General features: G+C 69.5%; 26 protein-coding genes. 16 read left to right on the top strand and 10 right to left on the bottom strand.

Translation table 11 applies throughout. The annotated features are described in order from the left end of the window. Positions 1–171 precede the first annotated feature (171 nt). From AC6CHX_RS16515 to AC6CHX_RS16525, 3 genes are read left to right on the top strand one after another with little or no spacing between them, the layout of a single operon-like run. The gene (locus AC6CHX_RS16515) at positions 172–1,110 is read left to right on the top strand and encodes a carbohydrate ABC transporter permease (protein ID WP_136041503.1); all 939 of its coding nucleotides are present in this window, start codon (positions 172–174) and stop codon (positions 1,108–1,110) included. Then, positions 1,110–1,967 carry a carbohydrate ABC transporter permease gene (locus AC6CHX_RS16520; protein ID WP_051251218.1) on the top strand — a complete coding sequence of 286 codons (858 nt, stop codon included), beginning with the start codon at positions 1,110–1,112 and terminating at the stop codon, positions 1,965–1,967. The genes AC6CHX_RS16515 and AC6CHX_RS16520 overlap by 1 nt, the downstream gene beginning before the upstream one ends. Before the next feature lie 52 nt (positions 1,968–2,019). Next, entirely contained in the window at positions 2,020–3,336 is a 1,317-nt protein-coding gene (locus AC6CHX_RS16525; RefSeq protein ID WP_498273700.1) for a hypothetical protein, read from the top strand. A 69-nt stretch (positions 3,337–3,405) separates the two neighbouring features. Here AC6CHX_RS16525 and AC6CHX_RS16530 read toward each other — a convergent pair whose 3' ends face one another. Both AC6CHX_RS16530 and AC6CHX_RS16535 read right to left on the bottom strand, forming a co-directional pair. Continuing rightward, the gene (locus AC6CHX_RS16530) at positions 3,406–4,125 is read right to left on the bottom strand and encodes an SDR family NAD(P)-dependent oxidoreductase (RefSeq protein WP_498273701.1); all 720 of its coding nucleotides are present in this window, start codon (positions 4,123–4,125) and stop codon (positions 3,406–3,408) included. Then, positions 4,122–5,039: a dihydrodipicolinate synthase family protein gene (locus tag AC6CHX_RS16535; RefSeq protein WP_498273702.1), complete on the bottom strand. Its 918-nt coding sequence runs from the start codon at positions 5,037–5,039 to the stop codon at positions 4,122–4,124. The genes AC6CHX_RS16530 and AC6CHX_RS16535 overlap by 4 nt, the downstream gene beginning before the upstream one ends. A gap of 112 nt (positions 5,040–5,151) precedes the next feature. Here AC6CHX_RS16535 and AC6CHX_RS16540 point away from each other — a divergent pair, with 112 nt between their 5' ends. From AC6CHX_RS16540 to AC6CHX_RS16550, 3 genes are all read left to right on the top strand, one after another. Next, the gene (locus tag AC6CHX_RS16540) at positions 5,152–6,069 is read left to right on the top strand and encodes an SMP-30/gluconolactonase/LRE family protein (RefSeq protein ID WP_498273703.1); all 918 of its coding nucleotides are present in this window, start codon (positions 5,152–5,154) and stop codon (positions 6,067–6,069) included. Further along, positions 6,066–6,710 (top strand): bifunctional 4-hydroxy-2-oxoglutarate aldolase/2-dehydro-3-deoxy-phosphogluconate aldolase, encoded by a 645-nt coding sequence (locus AC6CHX_RS16545; RefSeq protein ID WP_498273704.1) that lies wholly within the window; start codon positions 6,066–6,068, stop codon positions 6,708–6,710. The genes AC6CHX_RS16540 and AC6CHX_RS16545 overlap by 4 nt, the downstream gene beginning before the upstream one ends. Positions 6,711–6,778: 68 nt before the next feature. Then, a complete protein-coding gene (locus AC6CHX_RS16550) occupies positions 6,779–8,029 on the top strand; it encodes an FAD-binding oxidoreductase (protein WP_498273705.1) in 1,251 nt (416 codons plus the stop codon). Between the two features lie 51 nt (positions 8,030–8,080). On the opposite strand, the gene gnd is transcribed toward AC6CHX_RS16550, so the two are convergent. After that, positions 8,081–9,529, bottom strand: a complete 1,449-nt coding sequence (gene gnd / locus AC6CHX_RS16555) for an NADP-dependent phosphogluconate dehydrogenase (protein WP_376107606.1) — start codon at positions 9,527–9,529, stop codon at positions 8,081–8,083. Positions 9,530–9,585: 56 nt separating this feature from the next. Further along, a complete protein-coding gene (locus AC6CHX_RS16560) occupies positions 9,586–10,476 on the bottom strand; it encodes an NAD(P)-dependent oxidoreductase (protein WP_498273706.1) in 891 nt (296 codons plus the stop codon). Between the two features lie 99 nt (positions 10,477–10,575). Between AC6CHX_RS16560 and AC6CHX_RS16565 the strand changes: the two genes are divergently transcribed. The 7 genes from AC6CHX_RS16565 to AC6CHX_RS16595 all read left to right on the top strand — a co-directional run bounded on the left by AC6CHX_RS16565 (position 10,576) and on the right by AC6CHX_RS16595 (position 17,089). Further along, positions 10,576–11,634: a D-2-hydroxyacid dehydrogenase gene (locus AC6CHX_RS16565; protein WP_498273707.1), complete on the top strand. Its 1,059-nt coding sequence runs from the start codon at positions 10,576–10,578 to the stop codon at positions 11,632–11,634. Between the two features lie 55 nt (positions 11,635–11,689). Continuing rightward, complete coding sequence (locus AC6CHX_RS16570; protein ID WP_498273708.1) at positions 11,690–12,478, top strand: IclR family transcriptional regulator; 789 nt, start codon at positions 11,690–11,692, stop codon at positions 12,476–12,478. A 131-nt stretch (positions 12,479–12,609) separates the two neighbouring features. Further along, positions 12,610–14,028 (top strand): MFS transporter, encoded by a 1,419-nt coding sequence (locus AC6CHX_RS16575; protein ID WP_498273709.1) that lies wholly within the window; start codon positions 12,610–12,612, stop codon positions 14,026–14,028. Continuing rightward, positions 14,025–14,810, top strand: coding sequence for an SDR family oxidoreductase (locus tag AC6CHX_RS16580; RefSeq protein WP_498273710.1), 786 nt, complete (start codon positions 14,025–14,027; stop codon positions 14,808–14,810). The genes AC6CHX_RS16575 and AC6CHX_RS16580 overlap by 4 nt, the downstream gene beginning before the upstream one ends. Next, complete coding sequence (locus AC6CHX_RS16585; RefSeq protein WP_498273711.1) at positions 14,810–15,541, top strand: fumarylacetoacetate hydrolase family protein; 732 nt, start codon at positions 14,810–14,812, stop codon at positions 15,539–15,541. Before AC6CHX_RS16580 ends, AC6CHX_RS16585 begins: the two co-directional genes overlap by 1 nt. Before the next feature lie 13 nt (positions 15,542–15,554). Continuing rightward, positions 15,555–16,595: an alcohol dehydrogenase catalytic domain-containing protein gene (locus AC6CHX_RS16590; RefSeq protein ID WP_498273712.1), complete on the top strand. Its 1,041-nt coding sequence runs from the start codon at positions 15,555–15,557 to the stop codon at positions 16,593–16,595. Beyond that, positions 16,592–17,089: a gluconokinase gene (locus tag AC6CHX_RS16595; RefSeq protein ID WP_498273713.1), complete on the top strand. Its 498-nt coding sequence runs from the start codon at positions 16,592–16,594 to the stop codon at positions 17,087–17,089. Before AC6CHX_RS16590 ends, AC6CHX_RS16595 begins: the two co-directional genes overlap by 4 nt. A 43-nt stretch (positions 17,090–17,132) precedes the next feature. On the opposite strand, the gene AC6CHX_RS16600 is transcribed toward AC6CHX_RS16595, so the two are convergent. Then, positions 17,133–17,258 carry a hypothetical protein gene (locus AC6CHX_RS16600; RefSeq protein ID WP_275087537.1) on the bottom strand — a complete coding sequence of 42 codons (126 nt, stop codon included), beginning with the start codon at positions 17,256–17,258 and terminating at the stop codon, positions 17,133–17,135. Between the two features lie 223 nt (positions 17,259–17,481). Between AC6CHX_RS16600 and AC6CHX_RS16605 the strand changes: the two genes are divergently transcribed. Continuing rightward, the gene (locus AC6CHX_RS16605) at positions 17,482–18,093 is read left to right on the top strand and encodes a 50S ribosomal protein L25/general stress protein Ctc (RefSeq protein ID WP_136041518.1); all 612 of its coding nucleotides are present in this window, start codon (positions 17,482–17,484) and stop codon (positions 18,091–18,093) included. Positions 18,094–18,193: 100 nt separating this feature from the next. Further along, entirely contained in the window at positions 18,194–18,775 is a 582-nt protein-coding gene (gene pth, locus AC6CHX_RS16610) for an aminoacyl-tRNA hydrolase (protein WP_136041519.1), read from the top strand. A gap of 37 nt (positions 18,776–18,812) precedes the next feature. On the opposite strand, the gene AC6CHX_RS16615 is transcribed toward pth, so the two are convergent. Beyond that, entirely contained in the window at positions 18,813–19,487 is a 675-nt protein-coding gene (locus AC6CHX_RS16615; RefSeq protein WP_498273714.1) for a hypothetical protein, read from the bottom strand. A gap of 22 nt (positions 19,488–19,509) precedes the next feature. Further along, complete coding sequence (trpS, locus tag AC6CHX_RS16620; protein ID WP_081859884.1) at positions 19,510–20,514, bottom strand: tryptophan--tRNA ligase; 1,005 nt, start codon at positions 20,512–20,514, stop codon at positions 19,510–19,512. Positions 20,515–20,559: 45 nt separating this feature from the next. Here trpS and AC6CHX_RS16625 point away from each other — a divergent pair, with 45 nt between their 5' ends. Further along, complete coding sequence (locus AC6CHX_RS16625) at positions 20,560–21,228, top strand: DUF4166 domain-containing protein (protein WP_498273715.1); 669 nt, start codon at positions 20,560–20,562, stop codon at positions 21,226–21,228. On the opposite strand, the gene AC6CHX_RS16630 is transcribed toward AC6CHX_RS16625, so the two are convergent. The 3 genes from AC6CHX_RS16630 to AC6CHX_RS16640 all read right to left on the bottom strand — a co-directional run bounded on the left by AC6CHX_RS16630 (position 21,216) and on the right by AC6CHX_RS16640 (position 24,187). Next, on the bottom strand, positions 21,216–22,055 hold the full coding sequence (locus AC6CHX_RS16630) for an exodeoxyribonuclease III (protein WP_498273716.1): 840 nt from the start codon (positions 22,053–22,055) through the stop codon (positions 21,216–21,218). The two genes, AC6CHX_RS16625 and AC6CHX_RS16630, sit on opposite strands and share 13 nt — an antisense overlap. Positions 22,056–22,065: 10 nt before the next feature. After that, complete coding sequence (locus tag AC6CHX_RS16635) at positions 22,066–23,274, bottom strand: YihY/virulence factor BrkB family protein (RefSeq protein WP_498273717.1); 1,209 nt, start codon at positions 23,272–23,274, stop codon at positions 22,066–22,068. Positions 23,275–23,419: 145 nt separating this feature from the next. Further along, positions 23,420–24,187, bottom strand: a complete 768-nt coding sequence (locus AC6CHX_RS16640; protein WP_105710885.1) for a succinate dehydrogenase iron-sulfur subunit — start codon at positions 24,185–24,187, stop codon at positions 23,420–23,422.

Genomic DNA, 24,187 nt, shown 5'->3' on the forward strand with positions numbered 1-24,187 from the left:
GCCAGTCATCCTATTCAGCGAAATGGCTTCGAGCAACACAAATGTGGGTGTCTTATGCATTTTGTGGATTTCGCATCCGCATTGTGGTTAACTGGCCGCACGTCGACGTTGACGACTGTGACGACGACGCGCAGGGCCCTCCGGGGTCGTCTCTACTGGAAAGTGACTGCAATGCAACAAGCCATACTCGAGCGGCCCGCGGAGAGCGAGCAGAAGGCTGTCGAGCCCCGCTCCGGGCGACGCTCCACGCTGGGCGCGAAGGATCGCACCTTCGGTTTCATGATCGCACTTCCCGCGGTCCTCCTGTTCCTCGTGATCGCGATCTTCCCCCTCGTGTCGAGCATCTTCACAAGTCTGTTCGACCAATCGCTCCTGCGCCCCGAGCGCACGTTCGTGGGCCTCGACAACTATGCGGCGGTCTGGGACGAGTTCTTCGCCCGTCTCGGTACCACCCTCGTGTTCGCCTCGCTCGCGACGGTCTTCCCGCTCATCCTCGGCGTCGCCCTGGCGCTGCTGCTGAACGCCCGCATGCGCGGGCGGAACATCCTCCGCGGCGCGCTCATGCTGCCGTGGCTGCTGCCCGGTGTCGTCGTGTCCTTCCTCTGGGCGTGGATCTTCAACGACAGCTACGGCGTGGTCAACCACGTCCTCGCGACGTTCGGACTTCCCGAGATCAGCATGCTCGGCACCCCGACCGGCGCCATGGCCGCCGTGGTCATCGCCAAGACCTGGCACTCGTTCCCGTGGATCATGGTCGTCGCCCTCGCCGTCCTCCAGACGCTGCCGAGCGAGCAGATCGAGGCCGCCACGATCGACGGCGCCACGCGCGCCCAACGGTTCCGCCACATCTCGCTGCCGCACATCGCCGGCCCCGTCACCCTCGTCGCGGTGCTCGAGTTCATCTACAACTTCGGCAACTTCGACACCATCTTCGTGATGACCGGCGGCGGGCCCGGCAACTCGACCACGACGCTCGCGGTCAGCCTCTACGATCTCGCGTTCGGCAGCTACGAACTCGGCAAGGCCTCCGCGATGGGCGCCCTCTGGCTCGTCCTGCTCGCGATCATCACGAGCGGATACCTGTTCCTCAACCGTCGGCTGGAGAAGTGATGCGCCGTAGTCGTGATGTGGGGGAGTCGATCATCCGCCCCCACCTGTCCATCCCGGGACGCGTCCTGCTCCTGCTGCTGGCCCTGTTCGGCCTGCTGCCGGTCTACTGGCTCACGGCGACCGCGTTCACGAGGAAGGAGGACGTCTTCTCCGCGGATCGTCCGTTCTTCCCGGTCAATCCGACGATCGAGAACTTCGTCGGGTTCTTCCAGAACGACCTCCTGCTGAAGAACCTCCTGAACAGCATCATCGTCTCCACCGGCACCGCCCTGCTCGCGGTCCTCGTCGGCGGTCTGATGGCTTACTCGCTCTCGAAGTTCCGTTACCGCGGCCGCAACGCGATCATGTTCATGTTCCTCATCGGTCAGCTCATCCCGGGCGCGCTGCTGCTCATCTCGCTGTACCTGATGCTGAGCTCGGCCGGACTGCTCTACACCTACACGGCGCTGATCATCTCGTTCACGACGTTCACGCTGCCGCTCGCGGTGTTCCTGCTGAAGGGCATCATCGACGCCCTCCCCGACGACATCCTCGAGGCGGCCAAGGTCGACGGTCTCTCGCGCACCGGGACGATGTTCCGCATCGTGTTCCCGCTCGTGGTCCCCGGGCTCATCACCGCGGGCATGTTCGCCTTCATGCGCGGCTGGAGCGACCTGCTCTTCGCCCTCACCCTCGCCGGACCCGACAAGCAGACGCTGCCGGCGGGTCTGACGCAGGCGTTCATCCGCGAGGGCACAGCCGACTGGCCGGCCCTCATGGCAGCGTCCCTCATCACGTCGCTCCCGCTCGTCATCATCTTCGTCCTCCTGCAGCGCTACTTCGTCTCCGGTCTCGCCGCCGGGGCGGTCAAGGGGTAGCCATGCGTCTCCCGAAATGCTCTACCCCCATCACCTCGAAGGAGCAGTCTCCATGACCATCTCGAACTCACAGCTGAGCCGCCGAGCCTTCCTCGGAGGCGGCACCGTCCTCGCCGCATTCGGTGCACTCGCGCTCGCCGGGTGTGCGACGCCCGCCGCACCCGGCGCCGGTGCCGGAGGCGCCTCCGCGGGCGGCGCGACGGCCGCGAAGACGATCAACTTCTACGGCAACTCGCTCGGCGAGGAGGCGCTGAAGTCCGCGTGGCAGGGGATCCTCGACGGGTTCTCGAAGAAGGAGGGCGTCAAGGTCGCCCCGGTCATCTACCCGTACGACCAGGCGGCCACGCAGCTCGCCCTCACCGGACGCTCCGGCAACCTCATGGGTGTCGGTCAGTCGGGCGGGTGGCAGGTGCTCACCCCGATGAACATCCTCGCCGACCTCACCGACCTCGCGAAGGGTCTCGGCATCCCGCAGGGCGTGCTCGACTCGTACACGATGGACGGCAAGCTGCTCGTGCTGCCGCTGACGGCCGCCGGCATCGGCATCATCACCAACGGCGAGATCGCGAAGAGCGTCGGCATCAAGTCGGGCATGACGGTGGAGCAGTTCGCCACCGCCCTCGAGAAGATCAAGAAGCAGGACAAGTCGCTGATCCCGTACGCCGCGGTCACGAAGAACCCGGACCTGAAGGATGCCGTCCCGTGGATGTGGGGCTTCGGCAGCGACGTGGTCACCGACGACCTCAAGTGCACGCTGGGAGACGCCGAGAGCGTCGAGGCCGTCACCTGGTACAAATCCCTGCAGGACCAGGGCCTGACGCAGACGAACGTCGCCCGCAGCGATGCCCGCATCCTGTTCGCCAGCGGCCGGGCGGCGATCTACGACGACGCCCCGCTCGCCTCGACCTTCGTCAAGACGAACGGCGCCGCGCAGAACATCATCGACAACATCGGGGCGATCTCTCGTCCGACCGTCGGCGGCAAGGACTCGTTCAACCGAGCCTGGGGCAGCGGCGTGTTCGCGACAGCGGGCGAGGGTGAGCTCACCAGCCGTGACTTCATCCTCTACGCGGCGACCAACGTCGAGGCGGCCACCGCGCTCTACGAGAACTCCGCCGTGGCTCCGGCCGCCAAGAGCGTCGCCGACAAGATCCCCGCGCTCGCGGCCGACAAGTTCCAGGGTGCATTCCGCACGGAGGTCTCCGAGCACGCTCGCGGTGCCGCGTGGGACCGTGTCGCGGTGACGGCGCAGATCGATACCGCCATCGGTGCCGGGGTCGCGACGATCCTCGCCGGTCAGGTCGAGGCCCAGGCAGGCCTCAACGCGCTGAAGAAGGAAGTCCAGGGGCTGCTCGACTCCAACGCCTGAGCCCCCTCGCACGATGAAGGCCGCGTCCCGAAAGGGGACGCGGCCTTCATCGTGTGGCGCAGGGCGGGGTCAGAGCCAGCGGTCCCGCAGGACCGGCTTCAGCCAGGCCGCGGGGGACGAGATCGAGAGACCGCCGTCGACCGCGATGGATGTTCCCGTGACGAACGAGGCGGCGTCGGAGGCGAGGAACGCGACTACCGAGGCGACCTCCTCCGGTCGCCCGATGCGTCCGAGGGGGTAGCCCTCGCTCTCGCCCGTGTCGGCGGCTGAGATGCTCCCGGGCTGCACGGCGTTGACGCGGATGCCCCGGGGGCCGTAGTCGAGCGCGAGCTGGCGCACGAGGCCGTCCACGCCCGCCTTGGCGGCCGCGTAGGCGGGCAGGGCGGGGGCGGCGAGCGACGAGTTCACCGAGGTGACCGCGACGATCGACGCCCCGCGGGAGAGGCGGGGGAGCGCCGCGCGGGCCACGAAGAACGCCGAGTCCAGCGTCGCGCCGAGCGCTCCGCGCCAGTCGTCGTCACTCGTGGCCTCGGCGCGCGCGATCGGCATGCGGCCGGCGGCGAGTACCACGACATCGAGCCGTCCGAGAGCCTGCTCGGCATCGGCGACGGCGCGATCGGCGGCTTCGGGCGCGCTGCAGTCCGCGACGAGGTAGCGCTCGAAGACCGGGTCGGCAGAGTCCTCGAGCCCCACGCCGACGACGGCGTCTCCGCCGTCGACGAAGGCGCGGGCGATCGCGAGTCCGATGTCGGAGCTGCCGCCGATCAGCAGCACGCCGCGGCGTGTCACACGCGCACCGTGGCGGGGATCGGCAGGAGTGCGAGTTCGTCGATCACGAGCTTGACCGAGGCGCGGCTGCCCGCGTCCAGGCGGGACGCCGGGTAGCGAACCGTCGCGTGATCGATCACACCGCGCGCGACGAGAACCTCCTTGTGCACCGCCCAGGCGATGCCTCCCTGCAGACCGATGAGCACGAGAGGGAGCATACGACGGAACTCGGCGCGGGCTTCCTCGACGCGCCCCTCGAGGAACAGTGCGAGCACGGGGCCGAGCAGGTCGGGGAACTCGCAGGCCGGCATCGTGCCGACGGCACCCCTCGCGTACTCCTCGAGGCAGAACTGGGCGTTCTGGCCGCCGAGCACCGCGAAGTCGGGATCCTCGATCGCGGCGACCACGGCGCCGACCTTGGGTGCTGTCGGCGGCGCCTCGACCTTGACGGAGTCGACGCCGTCGAGGCGGGCGATCTCGGCGATCAGGCTCGGAGCCATCGCGACGCCGGTGACGCCGGGTGCGTCCTGCACCATGACGGAGAGCGAGGTCGCGGCAGCGACGTCGCCGTAGAAGTCCACGAGCGTGCCGGCGGGCGGCTTCACCATGAACGGCGGGAGCACCATGAGGGCGTCCGCCCCGCCTTCCTCGGCGAGGAGGGACTGCTCGATGGACGTCGCGGTGGAGGTGCCGTTGACGCCGGCGATCACGGGGATCCTGCCGTCCACGACCCGGACGACGTCGTCCAGGATCGTGCGCCGCTCGTCCGTCGTGAGGGCGAAACCCTCGCTCGCCATCCCGAACACGGCGACGCCGTTGACGCCCGACGCGAGCTGGAACTCGACCAGTCGGCGCAGGCTCGCGCGGTCGAGGGCCCCCGTCTCATCGAACGGGGTCGCCAGAATGGGCATCAAGCCGTGGAGTGTCTGAGCCATCAGCTGTTTCCGCGCTTCATCATCGTGGGTCCACATTTCTCGCAAGTGTTATGCATATTGTGAGATAGTCTGCCACATAACGGTTACGAGCTACCAGCGAAGGATGATCCGGATGTCGCACACCCCGCCCTCCCGAACCGTGGAGATCCTCTCCGACGCCCGCTACGTGCAGGCCGAGTCTCCGCGCTGGGACGGGCGCGACGGCAGCCTCGCGTGGATCGACATGGCCACCGGGTCGCTACATCGTGGTCGGCTCGAACAGGGCAGAGTCGTTCCCGAGACCGCGGTCGTCGTCGGAGCGCAGATCGGCGCCCCCATCCCGCTCGCCCAGCCGGGAGCCGGATGGCTGGTCGGCGTCGCCCGCCGCGTGGTGCACGTCGGCGACGACGCGGTCGTGACCCCGCTCACCGACGACATCGCCGCGCCCGGCGACTACATGAACGACGGCGGCGGCGACCCCGCAGGGCGCTTCTGGGTGGGCAGCCAGTCGATGCCGCGCGATCCGCACTGCACGCTGTGGAGCATCGGCGCCGACGGCATCCCGGTCGCACGGCTCGGCGGGGTCACCGTGTCGAACGGTCTCGCCTTCGATCGCACGGGCTCCACGCTCTACTACATCGACACCCTTCCGCACCGCAGCATCGAGGCCTTCGATGTAGCCGCCGACGGCACGCTCTCGAACCGTCGCACGGTGTGCCGGGTCGACGGCGGCAACCCCGACGGCATGACGATCGACCTCGACGGCATGCTGTGGGTCGCGGTCTGGGACGCCGCCGCGGTGCGCCGCTACTCGCCTGAGGGTGAACTCGTGGAGACGATCTCGCTCCCCGCGAAGCGCCCGACCGCGGTCGTCCTCGTCGGCACGCTGCTCGTGATCACGACGGCGAGCGTCGGACTGGCCGAACCGGGAGAAGCAGACGGCGCGCTGCTCGGCGTGCAGGTCGACGTCGGCGGGATTCCCGCGTGGCCCTGGGCCGGCGAGGCCCCCGTCGTGCGCGGGGCCGTATCGGCCGCGGAGGTAGCCCGGTGAGCACCGTGGACAACGCGCAGCTCGAAGAGCGGCTGCGCGCCACCCGGCTCGTCGCGATCCTCCGCGGCACGGATGTCGATGCGACGGTCGCCGCGGCGCGCACGCTGATCGACGCCGGCGTGCTGACGCTGGAGATCGCCCTCACCCTGCCGGATGCCGAAGAGGCGATCGCCCAGGTCGTGCAGGATGCTCCCGCATCGGCACTGATCGGCGCCGGGACCGTGCTCAGCGAGGCCGACGTCGAGCGGGCAGCAGCGGCCGGCGCGCAGTTCATGGTGACGCCCACCCTCAGCGCCTCGGTCGGATACGCGGTCGCCCAGGGGATCGGTGTGCTCCCGGGTGTGTACACGCCGACCGAGATTCAGAGAGGTCACGATCTCGGCAGCGCCGCGGTCAAGCTGTTCCCCGCCTCGGCGCTCGGACCCGGCTTCATCCGTGCGGTGCGCGATCCGTTCCCCGACGCGCGGATCATCCCCGTGGGCGGAGTGAGCGTCGACACCGTGGGAGAGTACCTCGCGGCCGGGGCGTTCGGGATCGGGGTCGGGGGACCGCTCGTCGGCGATGCGGCGACCCCCGGGGGAGATCTCGCGGCGCTCGCGGTTCGCGCACGGTCGTTCGTGCGGGCCGCCAGCCCCGCCTGATCGAGGTCCGCCCCGGCGTCGCAGAGAACCCGGTGCGCGATGTCGGCGGCCGTGGCTACCATGTCGCCATGGCTGATAGCGCTGCTGCTTCCGTTCCCTCCGTCCACCGCCCCTCCACCGTCGATGAGGTCGTCGACATCGTCAGACTCGCTTCCCGCGAGGCCGTCCCCTTGACCGTGGTCGCCGGCGGGCACGGCCCGTGGTCGCATGCCCCTGCCGAGGGGATCCGGCTCGAGCTCGGCGGTCTGTCCGGCATCGAGGTGGATGGCACCACCGTGCGCATCGGCGGCGGCGCCGTCTGGGGTGATGTCGCTTCGGCGCTCGCCGCGCACGGCCTCGCACTCAGCTCGGGCGACACCGCCTCGGTCGGTGTCGGCGGGCTCACGCTCGGCGGCGGAATCGGCTGGATGGTGCGGGCCTGGGGTCTCGCCGTCGATCAGCTGATCGGCGCACAGGTCGTCACCGCCTCCGGTGATGTGGTCGAAGCGTCATCCGAGACGAACTCCGAACTCTTCTGGGCGCTGCGCGGCGGAGGCGGCAACTTCGGCGTGGTCACGCGCTTCGACTTCGAGGCGCACCCGCTGCCCGGCATCGCCTTCGCCGAGAGCGTGATCGATGGCGATGCGGCCGCCGTGCTCCGTGCCGCGCGTGATCTGCTCCGAGACGCTCCCCGCGAGCTCACCGTCACGTATATGGACGTGCCGGCGATGGACCCGAGCGCCCCGGCGGGAGCGCGGCTGAGCGCGGTGTGGGCGGCACCGGAGCCCGATCGGCTGCGCGCCGTGCTGGAGCCGATCTCCGCGCTCCCCGGCGTGCAGACGGAAGTGACGACACCGCCGTATCGCGAGGTGCTGATGGAGATGCCTCAGCCCGAAGGGGACGAGGCTCCCGCCCCTCCCGGCTTCCTCGGCGGCAACGGGCTCTACGCCGACCTCGATGATGCGCTGATCGAGCGGCTCGTCGCCTTCCGGCGCGCGTATCCGGCGTCCGTGGTGTTTCTCCGCTCGCTGGGCGGTGCGTTCCACGATGTCGCCCAGGAGGAGACGGCCTTCCCTGCCCGCACGGCGAACTGGTTCGTGATGGCCGGGGCGTTCGACATCCCGGGGATGCTCGATGAGCAGACTCGTGCGGCGATCGAGGCCGACGGGGAGAGCATCCGGGCCGGACGGCTGGCCGAGTACGGCAACTTCGCCGACACCGAGCGGCCCGAAGCCGTGCCGGGGATGTTCTCGGCGGAGGCGCTCACCCGGCTGCGGGCGGTCAAGGCGGACTGGGACCCGCAGAACGTGTTCCGACGCAACCACAACATCCTCGTGTGATGCACGAAAGCCCGGGAACCACGAGGTTCCCGGGCTTTCGATGACGAGAGGTCAGTGCGTGTCTTCCGCCTCGATCTCGGTGCGGTCTCCCGACCACAGCGTGTGGAAGGTGCCTTCCTTGTCGATGCGCTTGTAGGTGTGTGCGCCGAAGAAGTCGCGCTGTCCCTGCACGAGGGCGGCGGGGAGGCGGTCGGCGCGGATGCCGTCGTAGTACGACAGCGACGACGAGAACGCCGGGGCGGGGATGCCGGCTTCGGCTGCCGCGATGACCACTCGGCGCCAAGCTGCCTGGGCACGGGTGATCGCCTCGGTGAAGTACGGGGCGGTGAGCAGAACGGGCAGTTCCGGCGTCTCGGCGTAGGCGTCGGCGATGCGGTTGAGGAACTGCGCGCGGATGATGCAGCCGCCGCGCCAGATCTTGCTGATCGCGCCGAGGTCGATGTTCCAGCCGTACTCGGCGGCACCGGCGCGGATCTCGTCGAAGCCCTGCGAGTACGCGACGATCTTGGAGGCGTAGAGCGCCAGGCGCACATCTTCGATGAACGCGTCGGTGTCTTCGACCGAGAACTCCTCCTCCGGTCCCGGCAGGTCGCGGGAGACCGCGCGCTGCTCGGGGTGCGAGGAGAGGGAGCGGGCGAAGGTCGCTTCGGCGATGCCCGAGACGGGGACGCCGAGCGACAGTGCGGTCTGCACGGTCCACGCGCCGGTGCCCTTGGCGCCGGCCTGGTCCAGGATCACGTCGACGAGCGGCTTGCCGGTCTCGGCATCCACCTGGCGGAGCACCTCTGCGGTGATCTCGATCAGGTACGACTCCAGCTCGCCCCGGTTCCACTCGGCGAAGATCTCGGCGATCTCCGCGGGGGTCTTGCCGGTGCCACGACGGATCAGATCGTATGCTTCGGCGATCAGCTGCATGTCGGCGTACTCGATGCCGTTGTGCACCATCTTCACGAAGTGTCCGGCACCGTCGTGGCCGACGTGCGTGACGCACGGCTCACCCTCGGCGACCGCGGCGATCGACTTGAGGATCGGGCCGAGCGTGACCCAGGATTCGTCCGAGCCGCCGGGCATGATCGACGGGCCGAGCAGGGCGCCCTCTTCGCCGCCCGAGATGCCGGCGCCGACGAAGTTGATGCCGGTCTCGCGGACGGCCTTCTCGCGGCGGATCGTGTCGGGGAAGTAGGCGTTGCCGCCGTCGACGATGATGTCGCCCGGCTCGAAGACCTCGACCAGCGAGTCGATCACGGCATCCGTGGGGCCACCGGCCTTGACCATGATGATCGCGGTGCGCGGCTTCTGCAGCGAGTCGGCGAACTCCTGGTAGGTGCGGGCGGGGACGAACCCGGCCTCGGGGTGCTCGTCGAGGAGCGTCTGGGTCTTCTCGTAGCTGCGGTTGAAGATCGCCACGGTGTTCCCCTCGCGACTGGCGAGGTTGCGGGCGAGGTTCGATCCCATGACGGCGAGTCCGACGACTCCGATATTCGCTGATGCTTCGGGCACAGAAGGCTCCTCGAGGGTGAAGAAGGGGTGGTTTCAGCGTATCGCTGTCCGGGACGTCAGTGCTCGCCTGTGTCACGCGACGCGATGAAGCGCCGGGACACGGCGATGTCACGGTCTCCGAGCCCCGCGGCCACCAGCTCGTCGAACGCGGCGCGCAGGGTGGGCAGCAGCACCGGTGCGGTCCCGGTGGCCTGGGCGATGTCAGCGGCGAAGCCGAGATCCTTCACCATGTACCGCGCGACGCCGCTGGGGGAGTCGTCGCCGGTGACGAGCTTCTCGCGACGGCTGTCGAGCAGGCGGGAGCCGGCGTAGCCGCCGGAGAGCAGCGACCAGAGGGCGTCGAGATCGAGTCCGGAGCGGTCGGCGAGCACCGTCGCCTCTCCGAGCGCGAGGATCGTGGCCGAGACGACGAGCTGGTTGCACGCCTTGGCGACCTCGCCGGCGCCGAGCGGCCCGAGCAGGACGGGGGTGCCGCACGGGGCGAGCACCTCGGCGGCGAGGGCGGCATCCTCCGGGTCGCCGCCGAGCATGATCGAGAGGGACCCGGCGATCGCGCCGTCTTCGCCGCCCGAGACGGGGCAGTCCACGACCCGCACCCGTCCGTCGGTCTGGGCGCCGATGCGCTCCGCGAGCGCGCGCACGGCCGGTGCCGACGAGGTGGAGCCGATCATGATGAGCAGTTCGCCGGCATCCGCGAGGAGTCCGTCCGGGCCGTCGAGCATCGCCTCGAACGGGGGCAGATCGGGGAGCATCATCAGGAGCACGTCTACTCTGGAGGCGAGTTCGCGTGGCGTCTCCGCCCAGGAGGCTCCGGCCGCCAGCAGCTCCGGCTGCGGGCGACGGGCATGGATGACGAGTCGACCGTGGGCGGCGAGCAGGTGGTCGGCCATCGGGCGGCCCATGGCGCCGAGACCGACGGCCCCGACGGTGACGGATGAGATGTCCATGCGCACACGGTAGCAACAATCCAATGGATAGAACAGTGTCCAACCGGATGGATCTGAGCTAAAGTGAGGGATCCACGACTTCCCGAGGAAGGGATCAGCATGACGGGGACCGAGAAGAAGCTGCGCGCCGTCGTGACGGTGCCGCTGCGGGAAGACCTGTGCCGGCTCATCGAAGAGCTCGAGCCTCGCGTCGAGGTGGTCCGCGATCACTCGCTCCTCCCGCCGATGCGTGGGCCTGCCGACTGGTCCGGCGACCCGGACTTCACGCGCACCGCGAGCGCGCAGCAGGCCTTCGACGAACTGGTCGACTCCGCCGACGTGCTCTTCGGGATCCCCGATGTGGATGCCGCGGCGCTCGCCCGCACGGTGGCGGCGAATCCGCGCCTGCGCTGGGTCATGACGACCGCGGCAGGCGGCGGGGCCGCGATCAAGGCTGCAGAGCTGGAGCGTGCGGACCTCGACCGGATCGTCTTCACCACCAGTGCCGGCGTGCACGGGGGTCCTCTGGCCGAATTCGCGGTCTTCGGTGTGATGGCGGGCGCGAAGAACCTCCCTCGGCTCCTCGCCGATCAGAGCAGCCGCACGTGGCCCGACCGCTGGGAGATGCGTCAGCTCGACGAGATGACCGTGCTGATCGTCGGTCTCGGCGGCATCGGTTCGGAGTGCGCGCGGCGCTTCCACGCACTCGGTGCCCGAGTCTGGGGCACGACCCGGTCGGGGGAGCCGGTCGCCGGCGTCGATCGCCTGGTGCGTCTCGACGAGCTGCGCGACGCGGTGTCCCACGTCGATGCGATCGTCGTGACGCTGCCGGGGACGGCGCAGACCCACCATCTGATCGATGCCGACATCCTCGACGCGGTGAAGCCGGGCGCGATCGTCGCCAACGTCGGCCGCGGCACGGTGATCGACGAAGCCGCCCTGCTCGCGTCGCTCGACGACGGACGTGTCGCGTTCGCCGCCCTCGATGTCTTCGAGCGTGAGCCGCTCGATGACGCGTCGCCGCTGTGGACGCATCCGAACGTGCTCGTGAGTCCGCACACGGCCGCTCTCAGCTCGAAAGAAGAGGAGCGGATCGCGCGTCGCTTCGCCGAGAATGCGGCGCGCCTGCTCGATGGCGAGCCGCTGACCGCCGTGGTCGATACGGTCGAGTTCTACTGATCGGCACGCGGGTGTTCGCGCACCTGCGGCCCCACTGACGGCGGAAGGCGCAGCCATGGATGACGACACCCGGGAGGGACGCGATCCCGCGCCTGCCGTCACCCGCAGCATCCGTCTACTCGGCCTCCTCGCCGACGCCGGTGGCCCCCGGACCCTGACCGAACTCGCCGGTGAACTCGGGCTGGCGAAGTCGTCGACCGCGAATCTGTGTCTCGCGCTCGAAGCCGGGGGCATGGTCGACCGCACGCCGCAGGGCTACCGCCTGGGAGTGCGCACCGCCGAGCTCGGAGGTGCGTTCGCCGCGCAGTTCAACCAGGTGCGTGAGTTCTACAGCGTGTGCGAGGCCTCGCCGCAGCTGGCGTCCGAGCTCGTACAGGTCGCCATGCTCGACGGCACGGATGCGCTGTATCTCGCCAGGCACGAAGGGTCGCGGTCGCTGCGACTGGGGACCCCGCTGGGCTCGCGGCTCCCGGCTCCGCTCTCAGCCACCGGGCGTGCGCTGCTCGCGGCGATGAGCGATGCCGAAGTGGTCGAGCTCCTGGGGGAGGACGCGGTCTTCCCCGCGCTCACGGACCGGAGCGCGACCACCATGGACGGCTTGCTGGATGTGCTGGCCACCGCCCGTCGGCGCGGCTGGGCGCTGGATGCGGAGGAGTCGTTCCGCGGCATCGTGGGCGTCGCCGTCCCGCTCGAGGGCTGGGCGCCCACCGATCCGCCGCTGGCGCTCGGCGTCGCCATCCGTGCCGCCGAGGCGGACTACGAACGCATCGAGCGCGTGGGCGAGGCTCTGCGTGCGGCCGCCGCGGCGTTGACGAACCCCTTCAGCACCGCCGTTCGTCGCTGACCCGTCTCGTGTTTGCCGCGCCTCCGGGGCGGGTGTCCTTTCGTGCGTCGAAACCCGGTCCAAAGGGTTGAACGCAATCCAACGGGCTGGTACAGTCGTGCTCACGCCGCAGGCGAAGCCGATCGAAGGAGATGGCAGTGACCGACCACCGCACCTCAGCACGAGCAGTGTCCGATGACCCGGAGTACGCGGCGAATCTGCGCCGCGCGACGCTCGCGTCCAGCATCGGCAGCGCGCTCGAGTACTTCGACTTCGCGCTCTACGGGCTCTCGACGGCGTTGATCTTCAACGTCCTGTTCTTCCCGCAAGACGATCCCGCCATGGCCACGGTCGCCGCGTTCGCAACCTTCGGCGTCGGCTTCCTCGCACGGCCGTTCGGCGGCCTGTTCTTCGGTGTCCTGGGCGACAAGCTCGGGCGCAAGTGGGTCCTGGTCGCCACGATCGTCCTGATGGGCGGGGCGTCGACCGCGATCGGTCTGCTGCCCACCTACGAGGCGATCGGGCTCTGGGCCCCCATCCTGCTGGTGCTGATGCGCCTCCTGCAGGGCTTCGGGGCGGGAGCCGAGCAGGCGGGCGCGACGGTGCTGATGGCCGAGTACGCGCCGGTCAAGCGCCGGGGCTTCTTCTCCGCCCTGCCGTTCGTCGGCATCCAGGCCGGCACGCTGCTCGCCGCGGTCGTCTTCGGGCTGATCACCCTGCTCCCCGAGGACCAGCTGCTGAGCTGGGGATGGCGCGTGCCGTTCCTCGCCTCGTTCGCGCTGATCCTCCTCGCCCTGTTCATCCGGATGCGGTTGCGCGAGACGCCGACGTTCATCGAGCTCGAGAAGCACGAGCAGATCGCTGACCGCCCCATCAAGGAGATCTTCACGCACGGGCTCCCCGGCGTCATCGTCGGCATCGGTCTGCGGATGGCCGAGAACGGCGGCTCGTACATGTTCCAGACCCTCGGTCTCGCGTTCTTCGTCACGGTGGTCGGCGACAGTGCCGACAAGAGCCTGCTCACCTGGGGTGTCACCCTCGGATCGCTGATCGGCGTCTTCTCCGTGCCGTTCACCGGACACCTCTCCGACCGTTTCGGGCGCCGCACGGTCTACCGGTTCGGAGCGGTCTTCATGCTCGTCTACACGTTCCCCGCGTGGTGGCTGCTCTCGCTCGGCAACTACGCCGTGGCCATCGGCGTGATCGCGATCGGCATCGGCGTGGCCGTGAACAGCATGCTCGGACCGCAGTGCGCCATGCTCCCCGAGCTCTTCGGCAACCGTCACCGCTACCTGGGTGTGGCGATGGCCCGCGAGATCTCGGCCGTGCTCGCCGGCGGTCTCGCCGGTGTGCTCGGTGCATACCTCATCGCGGTGAGCGACGGGAACTGGGTGCTCCTGGCGATCTACATGGCCGTGCTCGCCCTCATCACGACCGCATCGACGTTCCTCGCTCCCGAGACACTGCGTCGCGATCTCACCCGCGTCGACGACGCGATCAAGGTCTCCCGCGAAGAGGGCGGCGACGACGTCTTCGCCACGACGGTGTCGATCAAGGCCGTCGGACGGTGAGTGCGCTGCCTGCGGGCCTCGCCCTCTTCGATCTCGGCGGCCGCACGGCGCTCGTGACCGGATCGAGCCAGGGCATCGGCCGGACGCTCGCGGAAGGACTCGCCGGAGCGGGTGCGACCGTGGTGGTGCACGGGCGCGACGCCGGGAAAGCGGCAGCGGCAGCGCGCGAGATCGCGCAGGCCACGGGAGCCGTGGTCCACAGCGTCGTCTTCGACGTCACCGACCCCGCGGCGGTGGATGCGGGGATGCACGAGGTCGAGCAGCTCTTCGGCACGCCCGACATCCTCGTGAACAACGCCGGCGTCCAGCGGCGGGCGCCGATCGCGGAGTTCGCGGACGAGGACTGGGATGCGCTCGTGCAGACCAACCTCTCCAGCGTGTTCCACCTGTCTCGCCGTGTCGCGGCCGGCATGATCGCCCGCGGTTCGGGGAAGATCATCCAGATCGGCAGCGTGCAGTCGCAACTCGCCCGTCCGTCGATCGCCGCGTACGCGGCGACCAAGGGCGCGATCGTGATGTTCACGAAGGGGCTCTGCGCCGACCTCGCCCCGCACGGCATCCAGGCCAACGCCATCGCTCCCGGCTACTTCGCGACCGCCCTCACGCAGCCACTCGTCGAGGACGAGGAGTTCTCGTCGTGGGTCCGCGGACGCACGCCGGCCGGACGCTGGGGAGACACCCGCGACCTGGTCGGTGCCCTGCTCTTCCTGGCCGGCGGTGCGAGCGATTTCGTCAACGGCCAGACGCTCTTCGTCGACGGCGGAATGACGGCGGTCGTCTGATGCGTCTCGGTCGAGTCGCGTCCGCAGCAGGCCCCCGCTGGGTGCGCGAGACGCCCGATGGGCTCATCCCGGTCTCCGACCCGTTCCTCGCGTTCGCGGAGGGCCGCGCCCCGGATGATGAGGGTGACGCCATCGGGGGCACCGTGGTCACTCCCGTCGATCCGCTCGTCATCGTCGGCATCGCCCAGAACGGTCCGGGGCATGTCTCGCCGGTGCAGGCATGGCTCAAGAGCCCGCGGACCGTGATCGGAAGCGGTGCGGAGGTCACCCTCCGGCGCGATGCGGGCGCCCCGGTGGCCGAGGGCGAGATCGCCGTCGTGATCGGCCGGGCGACGCACGGATTGACGGCCCGGAACGCGCACGAGTACGTGCTCGGCGTCACGGCCGTGAACGATCTCTCCAGCCCCGACCGCGCGATCGTCGACCCCCGCAACTTCGAGTCCAAGTCGGGGGAGGGGTACACGCCCCTCGGTCCGTGGATCGACACCGCCGTGGGGATCGACGATGTCGACCTCGATGTCGAGGTCGACGGGCTCCTCGTCGCCCGGACCGGGAGCAGGGAGCTGCCGATGGCGATCCGCGAATGCCTCGCCTACGTCGCCGCGTGGTCCGTTCTGGGGCCCGGCGACGTGGTGATGACCGGTGCTCCGCATTCGCAGGCGCCGGTGCGATCCGGCCAGCGCGTGACGATCCGGGTGGCCGGAGTCGAGCTGGTCACGGCGTTCGTCTGACCGAGGAGGAGACATGGTGGACAATCTCGCCGTGGTGGCCCGCGCCGCCGATGATCTGCGGATCGAAGACATCGGCGCTCCCGCGCCCCACACCGACGAGGCGGTCATCTCCGTCGCGTACGGGGGCATCTGCGGCTCCGACCTGCACTACGTCCGGCACGGCGCGGCCGGGGCCTCGGTGCTGCGCGAGCCGATGGTCCTGGGGCACGAGGTCTCGGGTGTCGTGGCCGTCGCCGCGGCGGACGGCTCGGGCCCCGCCGTCGGAACCTCGGTGGCCGTGCACCCCCTGACCGCGCACGGCGACGGCCGCACGCCCTGGCCGACCGATCAGCCGAATCTCGCGCCGGCCTCGACGTACCTCGGCTCGGCGATGCACCTGCCGCACACACAGGGTGCATTCGCACGACGGGTCGCGCTGCCCACGCGCATGCTGCATCCCCTGCCCGCGGGTCTCGATCTCAGAACCGCAGCGCTGGCCGAGCCCGCGTCTGTCGCCTGGCATGCCCTGCAACGAGCCGGCGAGGTGTACGGGCGCCGAGTCGTCGTCCTCGGCGCAGGCCCGATCGGTCAGCTGGTCGCCTCGGTCGCCCAGCGCGGTGGGGCGGCGTCCGTGACCGTCACCGACCTGCAGCAGCGTCCGCGCGAGATCGCCGAGGCGCGTGGCATCCGGGCGATCGATGCCAGGGCCGAGGCGGAGATCGCCGAGCTCCACGCAGACATCGTGGTCGAATCCAGCGGTACCGTGCCCGGACTCGCGGCCGCCGTCTCGGCCGCGATCCGCGGCGGAACCGTCGTGCTGCTCGGTCTGCAGCGCGGGGGAGACGTGCCGGCCCCTCTGGCCACGGCCATCACCCGCGAATTGACGCTTCGCGGCTCGTTCCGTTTCGGCGACGAGCTCGACGACGTCATCGCCGCGCTCGCCGACGGCAGCCTGGACGTCCGCGGTATCATCAGCGAGGTGCTGCCCGTCGAGCGTTCTCACGATGCCTTCGCGCTGGCAGCCGATCCCGCGAGCTCCTGCAAGGTGCTCATCGACTTCGGTCTGGAGATATGAGCGTGCGCATCGTCGTGATGGGTCCCAGCGGCTGCGGAAAGTCCACGGTGGGCGCAGCGGTGGCCGAGAGCATCGGAGCGCGCTTCATCGACGGCGACGACCTGCATCCGCTGACGAACGTCGAGAAGATGGCCGCCGGCATCCCGCTCGACGATGGGGACCGGATGCCGTGGCTTCGCACCGTCGGAGCGGCGCTCCACGGCGCGGACCGGATCGTCATCGCCTGCTCCGCGTTGCGCCGTCAGTACCGCGACGCGATCCGCGAGGAGGCGCCGGACGCCTTCTTCGTGGAGCTCGTGGTCGAGCGCGCCACACTGGAGGCGCGCCTCACGCAGCGCGCGGAGCACTTCATGCCCGCATCGCTGCTGGATTCGCAGCTGGAGACCCTGGAGCCGCTGCAGGACGATGAGAACGGGATGGGTGTCTCGGCGTCACTGGCTCTGGACGAGGAGCTGCGCCTCATCCGTGATGCGGTGCAGGCGACGGCGGTCTGAAACCGCAGGGGTCTGAGCCGCCGTCAGTCCTTCTGAAACGCCGTCAGTCCTTGCGGTAGCCCGAGCGCCCCATCGCGAACAGCGCGAAGAACGACGTGACGGCCGCGCACACGGTCATGGCGCCGATCAGCCAGAGGATTGCGTGCGAGAGGAAGGCGCCGTCGAGCATGGGGGTTCTCCGTGTTCTGCAGAAAAGGACCGGTGTCCTCAGCCTATCGGGTCATCCGGTACCATTGAGGCTGTACCTCGGCGAGGGATGCTTCTGCGCGTGCGCGTTCATCCGTTATCGACGCGGCGAAGCAAGCCCGGTGGCTTTCCTCCTGCGTCAGCGAGTTCGACAATTCCAAGACCACCGCGCGGCGCCTTCGCTGCGTGCCCCGAAGGAGAACCCCATGTCTGAAGACACCAAGGTCCAGGCCGAGCTCCGCGAGAGCTTCGGCAAGGGCTTCGCCCGCCGCCTCCGCGCCGCCGGCAAGATCCCCGCCGTCATCTACGGCCACGGCACCGAGCCGGTGCACGTCGCGCTGCCGGGCCACCAGGTCTCGCTCATCATCCGTCGCGCCAACGCGCTGCTCGAGCTCGACATCGAGGGCAAGGGCCAGCTCGCCCTCGTCAAGGACGTCCAGCGCGACCCGGTGCACCAGATCATCGAGCACATCGACCTGCTCGTCGTGAAGAAGGGCGAGAAGGTCGCCATCGACGTGCCGATCGTCGTCACGGGCGAGTCGGCTGCCGGCACCATCGTGAACCTCGACGCGACCACGCTGTCGATCGAGGCCGAGGCCACGCACATCCCGCAGAACATCGAGGTCTCGGTCGAGGGCCTGGAAGAGGGCGCGCACATCACCGGTGCCGACGTGAAGCTCCCCAAGGGCTCCACGCTGCTCTCCGACCCCGAGGTTCTCGTCGTCGCGATCTCCGTCCCGGCCGCACCGACCGAGGACGACGAGGCCGAGGCCGAGGGCGAGGCCACCGAGGCAGCCGAAGAGGCCGCCGCGGAGTGATCTCCGGCTGATTCATCACAGAGGGGACGCGATCCGATCGCGTCCCCTCTGTCGTATCCTGACCGAGGCTTCGCGGCCCGAGGAGTGAGAGGACGACGACATGGCATCCACCTGGCTCGTGGTGGGGCTCGGCAACCCCGGCCCGCGATATGAGGCCACCCGGCACAACATCGGGCAGATGGTGGTCGACGAGCTGGCCTCGCGCCGCAGCGAGGCGTTCCGCGAACACAAGGGCGGAGCGCGCGTCGTCGAGACGTGGCTGCGTCCCGGCGCGGACAAGCTCGTGCTGGCCAAGCCGAACACCTTCATGAACGTCTCGGGCACCCCGGTGGCGGCATTGGCGCGCTTCTACTCGGTGCCCGCCGAGCAGGTCGTGGTCGTGCACGACGAACTCGACATCCCCTTCGACACGGTCAAGCTCAAGATCGGTGGAGGGCACGGGGGCCACAACGGCGTGCGCGATATCGCCCGGGCTCTCGGATCCGCCGACTTCCCGCGGGTGCGTGTGGGGATCGGCCGTCCGGTCGGCCGCCAGGACCCCGCCGACTGGGTGCTGTCACCCTTCGGCAAGGAGGAGCGGCCGAACCTGCCGATCCTCATCGACGATGCGGCCGACGCGGTCGAACTCCTCGTCGGAGAAGGACTCCTCGCGGCGCAGCAGAAGCACCACGCACCGCGCTGAAGCAGCGCTGACCCGCTTCTGAGGCCCGCGAGCGTCGTCAGGACGAGTAGGTCGCGAAGCCGGCGGCGCCGCCTGCCGCAAGAGCGGCGACCAGCACGGTGAAGAAGATGACCGCGCCGAGCACGGCGACGACGATTGCCGCGATGCCGGTACCGCGGCCCCGGCGCTTGGCGATGGCGACGATGCCGAGCACGATCGCGGCGATCCCGAGGATGGTGCCGATCCAGAAGGACAGCTCGGCCCAGAGAACCTGATCGCGCGCGGGGGAGAGCACGCTGAGATCTTCCGTCGTGGTCGTCGTGACACCCTGCGGGAGGGCGCGTCCGATCTCGAAGGCCGCGATGCCGACGACGATGGGGGTGACGACCGCGGCGAGGAGCGCGAGGACCAGCGAGATCGTGCCGAGCAGCCCCGAGGGACGGACCGTGGTGTCGGGGGCCGTGTAGGCGCCCGCCGGGGCGGCGTAGCCGCCGACGGGGACCTGGTAGGCGCCCGGAGGGGCTGCCGGATACGCAGTAGCCGGTCCGTTCGCCGCTGTCGAGTAGGGCGGTGCGACAGGATACGTCGGCGCTGCGGCGGGATAGCCGGGGGCTGCCGGAGGTGGCACTGCGCCGAAAGGAGCTTCCGGCACCGGCGGAACCGTCGTCGCGGGCGGTGCCGGCGGCGCGGAGGGCGCGGCACCGGAAGGGGGAGGCAGCTGCGGATCAGTCACGTCCCCCATCCTAGGGCGCGGCTCAGACGCGCCGGAGGAGCCCCACGCGGTCGTACACGTTCGACAGGGTGGCGTCGGCGACGGCGTCCGCGCGTCCGGCGTTCTCCGCCAGGATGCGGTCGAGTTCGGCGGGATCGTCGAGCAGTTCGAGCGCACGCGCGCGCACCGGCTCGAACTCGTTGACGACGACCTCGGCGAGACCCTTCTTGAAGTCGCCGTAGCCGCGGCCCGCGTACTCGTCCTCGATCGCCGCGACCTGGCGACCGCTGAGCGCCGCGTAGATCGTGAGCAGGTTCGAGACGCCGGGCTTGTTCTCCCGGTCGAAGCGCACGGAGCCCTCGTTGTCGGTCACCGCCCGCATGATCTTCTTCGCCGACTTCGCGGGGTCGTCGAGCATCCACAGGACCCCCGCGTCGCTCTCCGCCGACTTCGACATCTTGGCGGTCGGGTTCTGCAGGTCGTAGATGCGCGCGGTCTCCTTCTGGATGACCGGCATCGGCACCGTGAAGGTCTCGCCGAAGCGGGAGTTGAAGCGCTCGGCGAGATCACGGGTGAGCTCGACGTGCTGCTTCTGGTCGTCGCCCACCGGCACCACATCGGTCTGGTAGAGCAGGATGTCGGCGGCCATGAGGACCGGATACGTGAACAGGCCGACGCTGGTGGCATCGGCTCCGTATCGCGTCGACTTGTCCTTGAACTGGGTCATCCGGCCGGCCTCGCCGAAACCGGTGATCGTGCTGAGGATCCAGGCGAGCTCGGCGTGCGCGCGCACGTGGGACTGCACGTACAGGGTCGACAGCGACGGCTCGATACCCGCGGCGATGTACTGCGCGGCGGTGCGACGCGTCTTCTCTCGGAGCTCGGCAGGGTCCTGAGCGACCGTGAGCGCGTGCAGGTCGACGACCGAGAAGTACGCATCGTATGAGCTCTGCAGGTCTCGCCACTGGAGCAGCGCGCCGATGTAGTTGCCGATCTGGAGGGAGTCGGCGGAGGGCTGCATTCCGGAGTAAAGGCGAGGTTTCGTCACACCCCCAATCCTATGGGGTGCGTGCGCGGCCCCTACGATGGGCGCATGACGCCGGAATCCAGGGGTGCCGTCTTCCTCGCCGCGCTCGGCGACGACGCGGAGCGGTTGCACCCGGAGATCCTCGCGCAGATGCGGGTCGAGGCCGAGAGCGACAGTGCTGAGGGTGTGTTCGCCGTGGCCGGCAGCCGGTTCGGCAGACTTACCGCCCTGGCGCTCCCGGTGGTGGGCCCGGGCCTGGTCGTCACGCGTTTCGCCCGCGATGTCCCGTTCCGGATCCACACCGTCACCGGCCGGTCGAGATCCGGGCGGGCGACCCTGGCCGCCACGCGGGAGTTCCGGTTTCCGGGCACGACTCAGCGCATCACGGATCGGCTCACGGCGACCGCCCGCCCCGGGATCGTGCACAACGTGCTGGGGGCCCGCGGGCGGGTCGAGATGCTCGAAGAGTGTTCCGTCACGGCGGAGGGGGCGCTGCGGATGCGCTCCCGCGCGGTCGCCCTGCGGATCGGCGGGCGCCGGATCACGCTCCGCGGCATCCTGCGCCTCGATGTCGACCTCGTCGACGGCTGGGATGAGGCCGAGAAGCGTCGCACCATAGCGATGCGGGCCACGAGTCCTGTGCTCGGAACGGTCCTCGAGTACCGCGGCTGGTACCGCTACGCGGCTTCCCCCGCGGTTCCCGAAGACGCCGCCGGACGCCGTCAGTACGAGTAGTCGACGACGACCGGGGCGTGGTCGCTCCAGCGCTGATCGTAGGCCGCCGCGCGGGCCACGTGATAGGTCGTGACGCGCTCGGCGAGTGCCGGTGTCGCGAGGTGATAGTCGATGCGCCACCCCGAGTCGTTGTCGAAGGCCTGACCGCGCATCGACCACCACGTGTACGGGCCGTCGATCTCGCCGTGGAACCGGCGGCCCACGTCGACCCAGCCGAGGCCGGTGCCGATGGTGCCGTCGACGGCGGTGACCTCCGCACCCGACTCGCCGAGGAAGCGGTCGAAGTAGGCGCGTTCGCGGGGCAGGAACCCGGCCTTCTTGCGGTTGCCGCGCCAGTTCTTGATGTCGAGCTCGCGGTGCCCGACGTTGAGGTCGCCCGTCACGAGTGCGAGTGCGCCGTCGGCACCGAGCTCGCCGAGCCGCGTGCCGAACGCGTCGAGGAACTTCCACTTCTCGTCCTGCTTCGGGGTGTCGGCCTCGCCGGAGTGCACATACGCGCTCACGACGGTCAGCGGACGATCACCGATCACGAAGTCGGCCTCGATCCAGCGGCCCTTGGAGTCGAAGTCCTCCGGCCCGAACGCGGTGCGCGAGGCGAGTGCCGGCGTGCGGCTCGCGATGGCGACTCCGGCACGCCCCTTGGCGGTGGCCTCGTCGTGCACGAAAGACCAGCCGGGCAGCGCGGCTTCCAGGTGCTCGTCCTGTCCGCGGACTTCCTGCAGCGTGAGGATATCGACACCGGCCTCGTCGAGCCAGCTGCTCATCCCGTTGCGAGCCGCCGCTCGGATCCCGTTGACATTGACCGTGGCGATACGCAGATGGGGCATGGAAACAAGCCTAACGAGCGTCGCCGACATCCCGGGACGGTCGGTGCAGGTCGGCGATGAGGCGCTGCGCGAAGGGGGTGGGCGATTCCACGGGGGGAGGGGGAGAGGCTTCGAGAGCCGCGAGCTCGTTCTCCGCAGCGCGCAGGGCTCGTCCGGCAGTCCACGCACCGATCCAGGGTGCGGCGTCGCGGGCCTCACGAGCCTCTCGCACGCGGATCCGGGCCGCGGTGAGCAGGGTCTCGTACTCGATCAATCGGCGCTCCGCCTCGGTCTGCTCGAGCAGCGGCTGGTCCCGGTCCTGCGCGGCGACCGCGATCCAGGAGGAGGCCACCAGCATCACGACCCCGTTCACGCGGAACCAGAGCAGGAGGCCGATGAAGATGGCGAACGTCGCGAGCAGCGGATTCGACGGGGTGTAGCTGAGGAGGAAGCCGGCTCCGTACTGGAGCACGGTCATCGCGCCCCCGCCGAGAAGGGCGCCGGGCCAGATGGTCCGCCACTCCAGCGACGTTCCCGTGAGGAAGCGGACCATCGCCGCCAGCGCGGTCGACATCAGGACGAAGGAGACGATGACGGTCGCGATGCGGATGCCGAGGTTCAGCCCGTCCGAGCCGGAATCCCACCCGAGCAGACTGAGCAGCCAGCTCAGCACGGCGGCGCTGGCGGAGCTGAGGAGAGACCCGACGACCAGCGAGACGCCGAAGATCAGCGCCGCGAGCAGGTCACGGGCCTTCAGGATCACGTAGCTGCGCCGGTCCGGTGGAAGACCGAAGATGTCCCTGGTCGCGCGCCGTGAGAACGTCACCCAGCCGATGGCTGTCCAGATGACGGTTCCGAGGGCGATCAGGCCGGTGACGCCGAGGACGTTGGCCGTGCTCGCGGCGACGTCCTGCACCTGCTCCGGCGTGAAGACGCCGCCCTCGGGGAGGATCAGATTGGGGATGTACCGGTTGATCATGTCGATCAGGCCGTTGACGGCCTCCTCGCTGCCGCCGAGCCAGAGGCCCGCGATGGCGAACGCGAGGTAGATCGCCGCGAAGATCGCGAAGAGCGCCTGATAGCTCACGCCGGCAGCGAGCAGGAATCCGTTGTGCTGCAGGAAGTGTCGCCAGACACGCACGGGGAACAGGCCGAGGGTGCGCTGCGTCAGCGCGGTCGCACGCTCGACGGCCGCATCGAGGCGACCGGGCTCGGCCGCGGAGCCATCGGGTTCAGACACGTCCCCACCCTATCCAAGCGCCGCGCGATGCGAGAGCAGTCGGGTTCGCGGGAGCGGCCGGGCGCGTGAGAACAGGGGGAGACGCGAGAACAGGCGGCCCCCGAAGGGAACCGCCTGTTCGCGGATGATGGCCTGATGCGGGGCGTCAGGGACGGCCGCGGAGAACCGCCTGCTTGACCTCGGCGATGGCCTTGGTGACCTCGATGCCACGCGGGCAGGCCTCGGAGCAGTTGAAGGTCGTGCGGCAGCGCCACACGCCTTCCTTGTCGTTGAGGATGTCCAGACGGACAGCCGCGTTGTCGTCACGCGAGTCGAAGATGAAGCGGTGCGCGTTGACGATGGCGGCCGGGCCGAAGTACTGGCCATCGGTCCAGAACACGGGGCACGACGAGGTGCACGCGGCGCACAGGATGCACTTGGTGGTGTCGTCGAAGATCTCGCGGTCGGCGATCGTCTGGACGCGCTCCTTGCCCTTCTCCGGGACGGAGCTGGCGACGAGGAACGGCTGCACCTCGCGGTACGACGCGAAGAACGGCTCCATGTCGACGACGAGGTCCTTCTCGAGCGGCAGGCCCTTGATGGCCTCGACGTAGATCGGCTTCGAGATGTCGAGGTCCTTGATCAGCGTCTTGCAGGCCAGGCGGTTGCGTCCGTTGATGCGCATGGCGTCGGAGCCGCAGATGCCGTGCGCGCACGAGCGGCGGAAGGTCAGCGAGCCGTCGACCTCCCACTTGATCTTGTGCAGCGCGTCGAGGACGCGGTCGGTGGAGTACAGCTCCACGTCGTAGTCGACCCAGTGCGGCTCCGCGTCGACCTCGGGGTCGAACCGGCGGATGTTGAACGTGACGATGAAGGACTGGATGCCGGTCTCTGCGGTCGTGTCCGCGGGTGCTTCGGCGATGGCGTTCGACAT

It is taken from the genome of Microbacterium sp. GQ128, from assembly GCF_059758615.1.

Bases quoted from the DNA above. Each gene is read 5' to 3' on its own strand.
- pth (WP_136041519.1), top strand. From the start codon at position 18,194: ATGGCATCCACCTGGCTCGTGGTGGGGCTCGGCAACCCCGGCCCGCGA.
- AC6CHX_RS16575 (WP_498273709.1), top strand. From the start codon at position 12,610: ATGGCAGTGACCGACCACCGCACCTCAGCACGAGCAGTGTCCGATGAC.
- AC6CHX_RS16590 (WP_498273712.1), top strand. From the start codon at position 15,555: ATGGTGGACAATCTCGCCGTGGTGGCCCGCGCCGCCGATGATCTGCGG.
- AC6CHX_RS16550 (WP_498273705.1), top strand. From the start codon at position 6,779: ATGGCTGATAGCGCTGCTGCTTCCGTTCCCTCCGTCCACCGCCCCTCC.
- AC6CHX_RS16625 (WP_498273715.1), top strand. From the start codon at position 20,560: ATGACGCCGGAATCCAGGGGTGCCGTCTTCCTCGCCGCGCTCGGCGAC.
- AC6CHX_RS16525 (WP_498273700.1), top strand. From the start codon at position 2,020: ATGACCATCTCGAACTCACAGCTGAGCCGCCGAGCCTTCCTCGGAGGC.
- AC6CHX_RS16565 (WP_498273707.1), top strand. From the start codon at position 10,576: ATGACGGGGACCGAGAAGAAGCTGCGCGCCGTCGTGACGGTGCCGCTG.
- AC6CHX_RS16630 (WP_498273716.1), bottom strand. From the start codon at position 22,055: ATGCCCCATCTGCGTATCGCCACGGTCAATGTCAACGGGATCCGAGCG.
- AC6CHX_RS16540 (WP_498273703.1), top strand. From the start codon at position 5,152: ATGTCGCACACCCCGCCCTCCCGAACCGTGGAGATCCTCTCCGACGCC.
- AC6CHX_RS16560 (WP_498273706.1), bottom strand. From the start codon at position 10,476: ATGGACATCTCATCCGTCACCGTCGGGGCCGTCGGTCTCGGCGCCATG.
- AC6CHX_RS16570 (WP_498273708.1), top strand. From the start codon at position 11,690: ATGGATGACGACACCCGGGAGGGACGCGATCCCGCGCCTGCCGTCACC.
- AC6CHX_RS16640 (WP_105710885.1), bottom strand. From the start codon at position 24,187: ATGTCGAACGCCATCGCCGAAGCACCCGCGGACACGACCGCAGAGACC.
- AC6CHX_RS16515 (WP_136041503.1), top strand. From the start codon at position 172: ATGCAACAAGCCATACTCGAGCGGCCCGCGGAGAGCGAGCAGAAGGCT.
- AC6CHX_RS16595 (WP_498273713.1), top strand. From the start codon at position 16,592: ATGAGCGTGCGCATCGTCGTGATGGGTCCCAGCGGCTGCGGAAAGTCC.
- AC6CHX_RS16535 (WP_498273702.1), bottom strand. From the start codon at position 5,039: ATGGCTCAGACACTCCACGGCTTGATGCCCATTCTGGCGACCCCGTTC.
- AC6CHX_RS16585 (WP_498273711.1), top strand. From the start codon at position 14,810: ATGCGTCTCGGTCGAGTCGCGTCCGCAGCAGGCCCCCGCTGGGTGCGC.
- AC6CHX_RS16520 (WP_051251218.1), top strand. From the start codon at position 1,110: ATGCGCCGTAGTCGTGATGTGGGGGAGTCGATCATCCGCCCCCACCTG.
- AC6CHX_RS16605 (WP_136041518.1), top strand. From the start codon at position 17,482: ATGTCTGAAGACACCAAGGTCCAGGCCGAGCTCCGCGAGAGCTTCGGC.
- AC6CHX_RS16600 (WP_275087537.1), bottom strand. From the start codon at position 17,258: ATGCTCGACGGCGCCTTCCTCTCGCACGCAATCCTCTGGCTGATCGGC.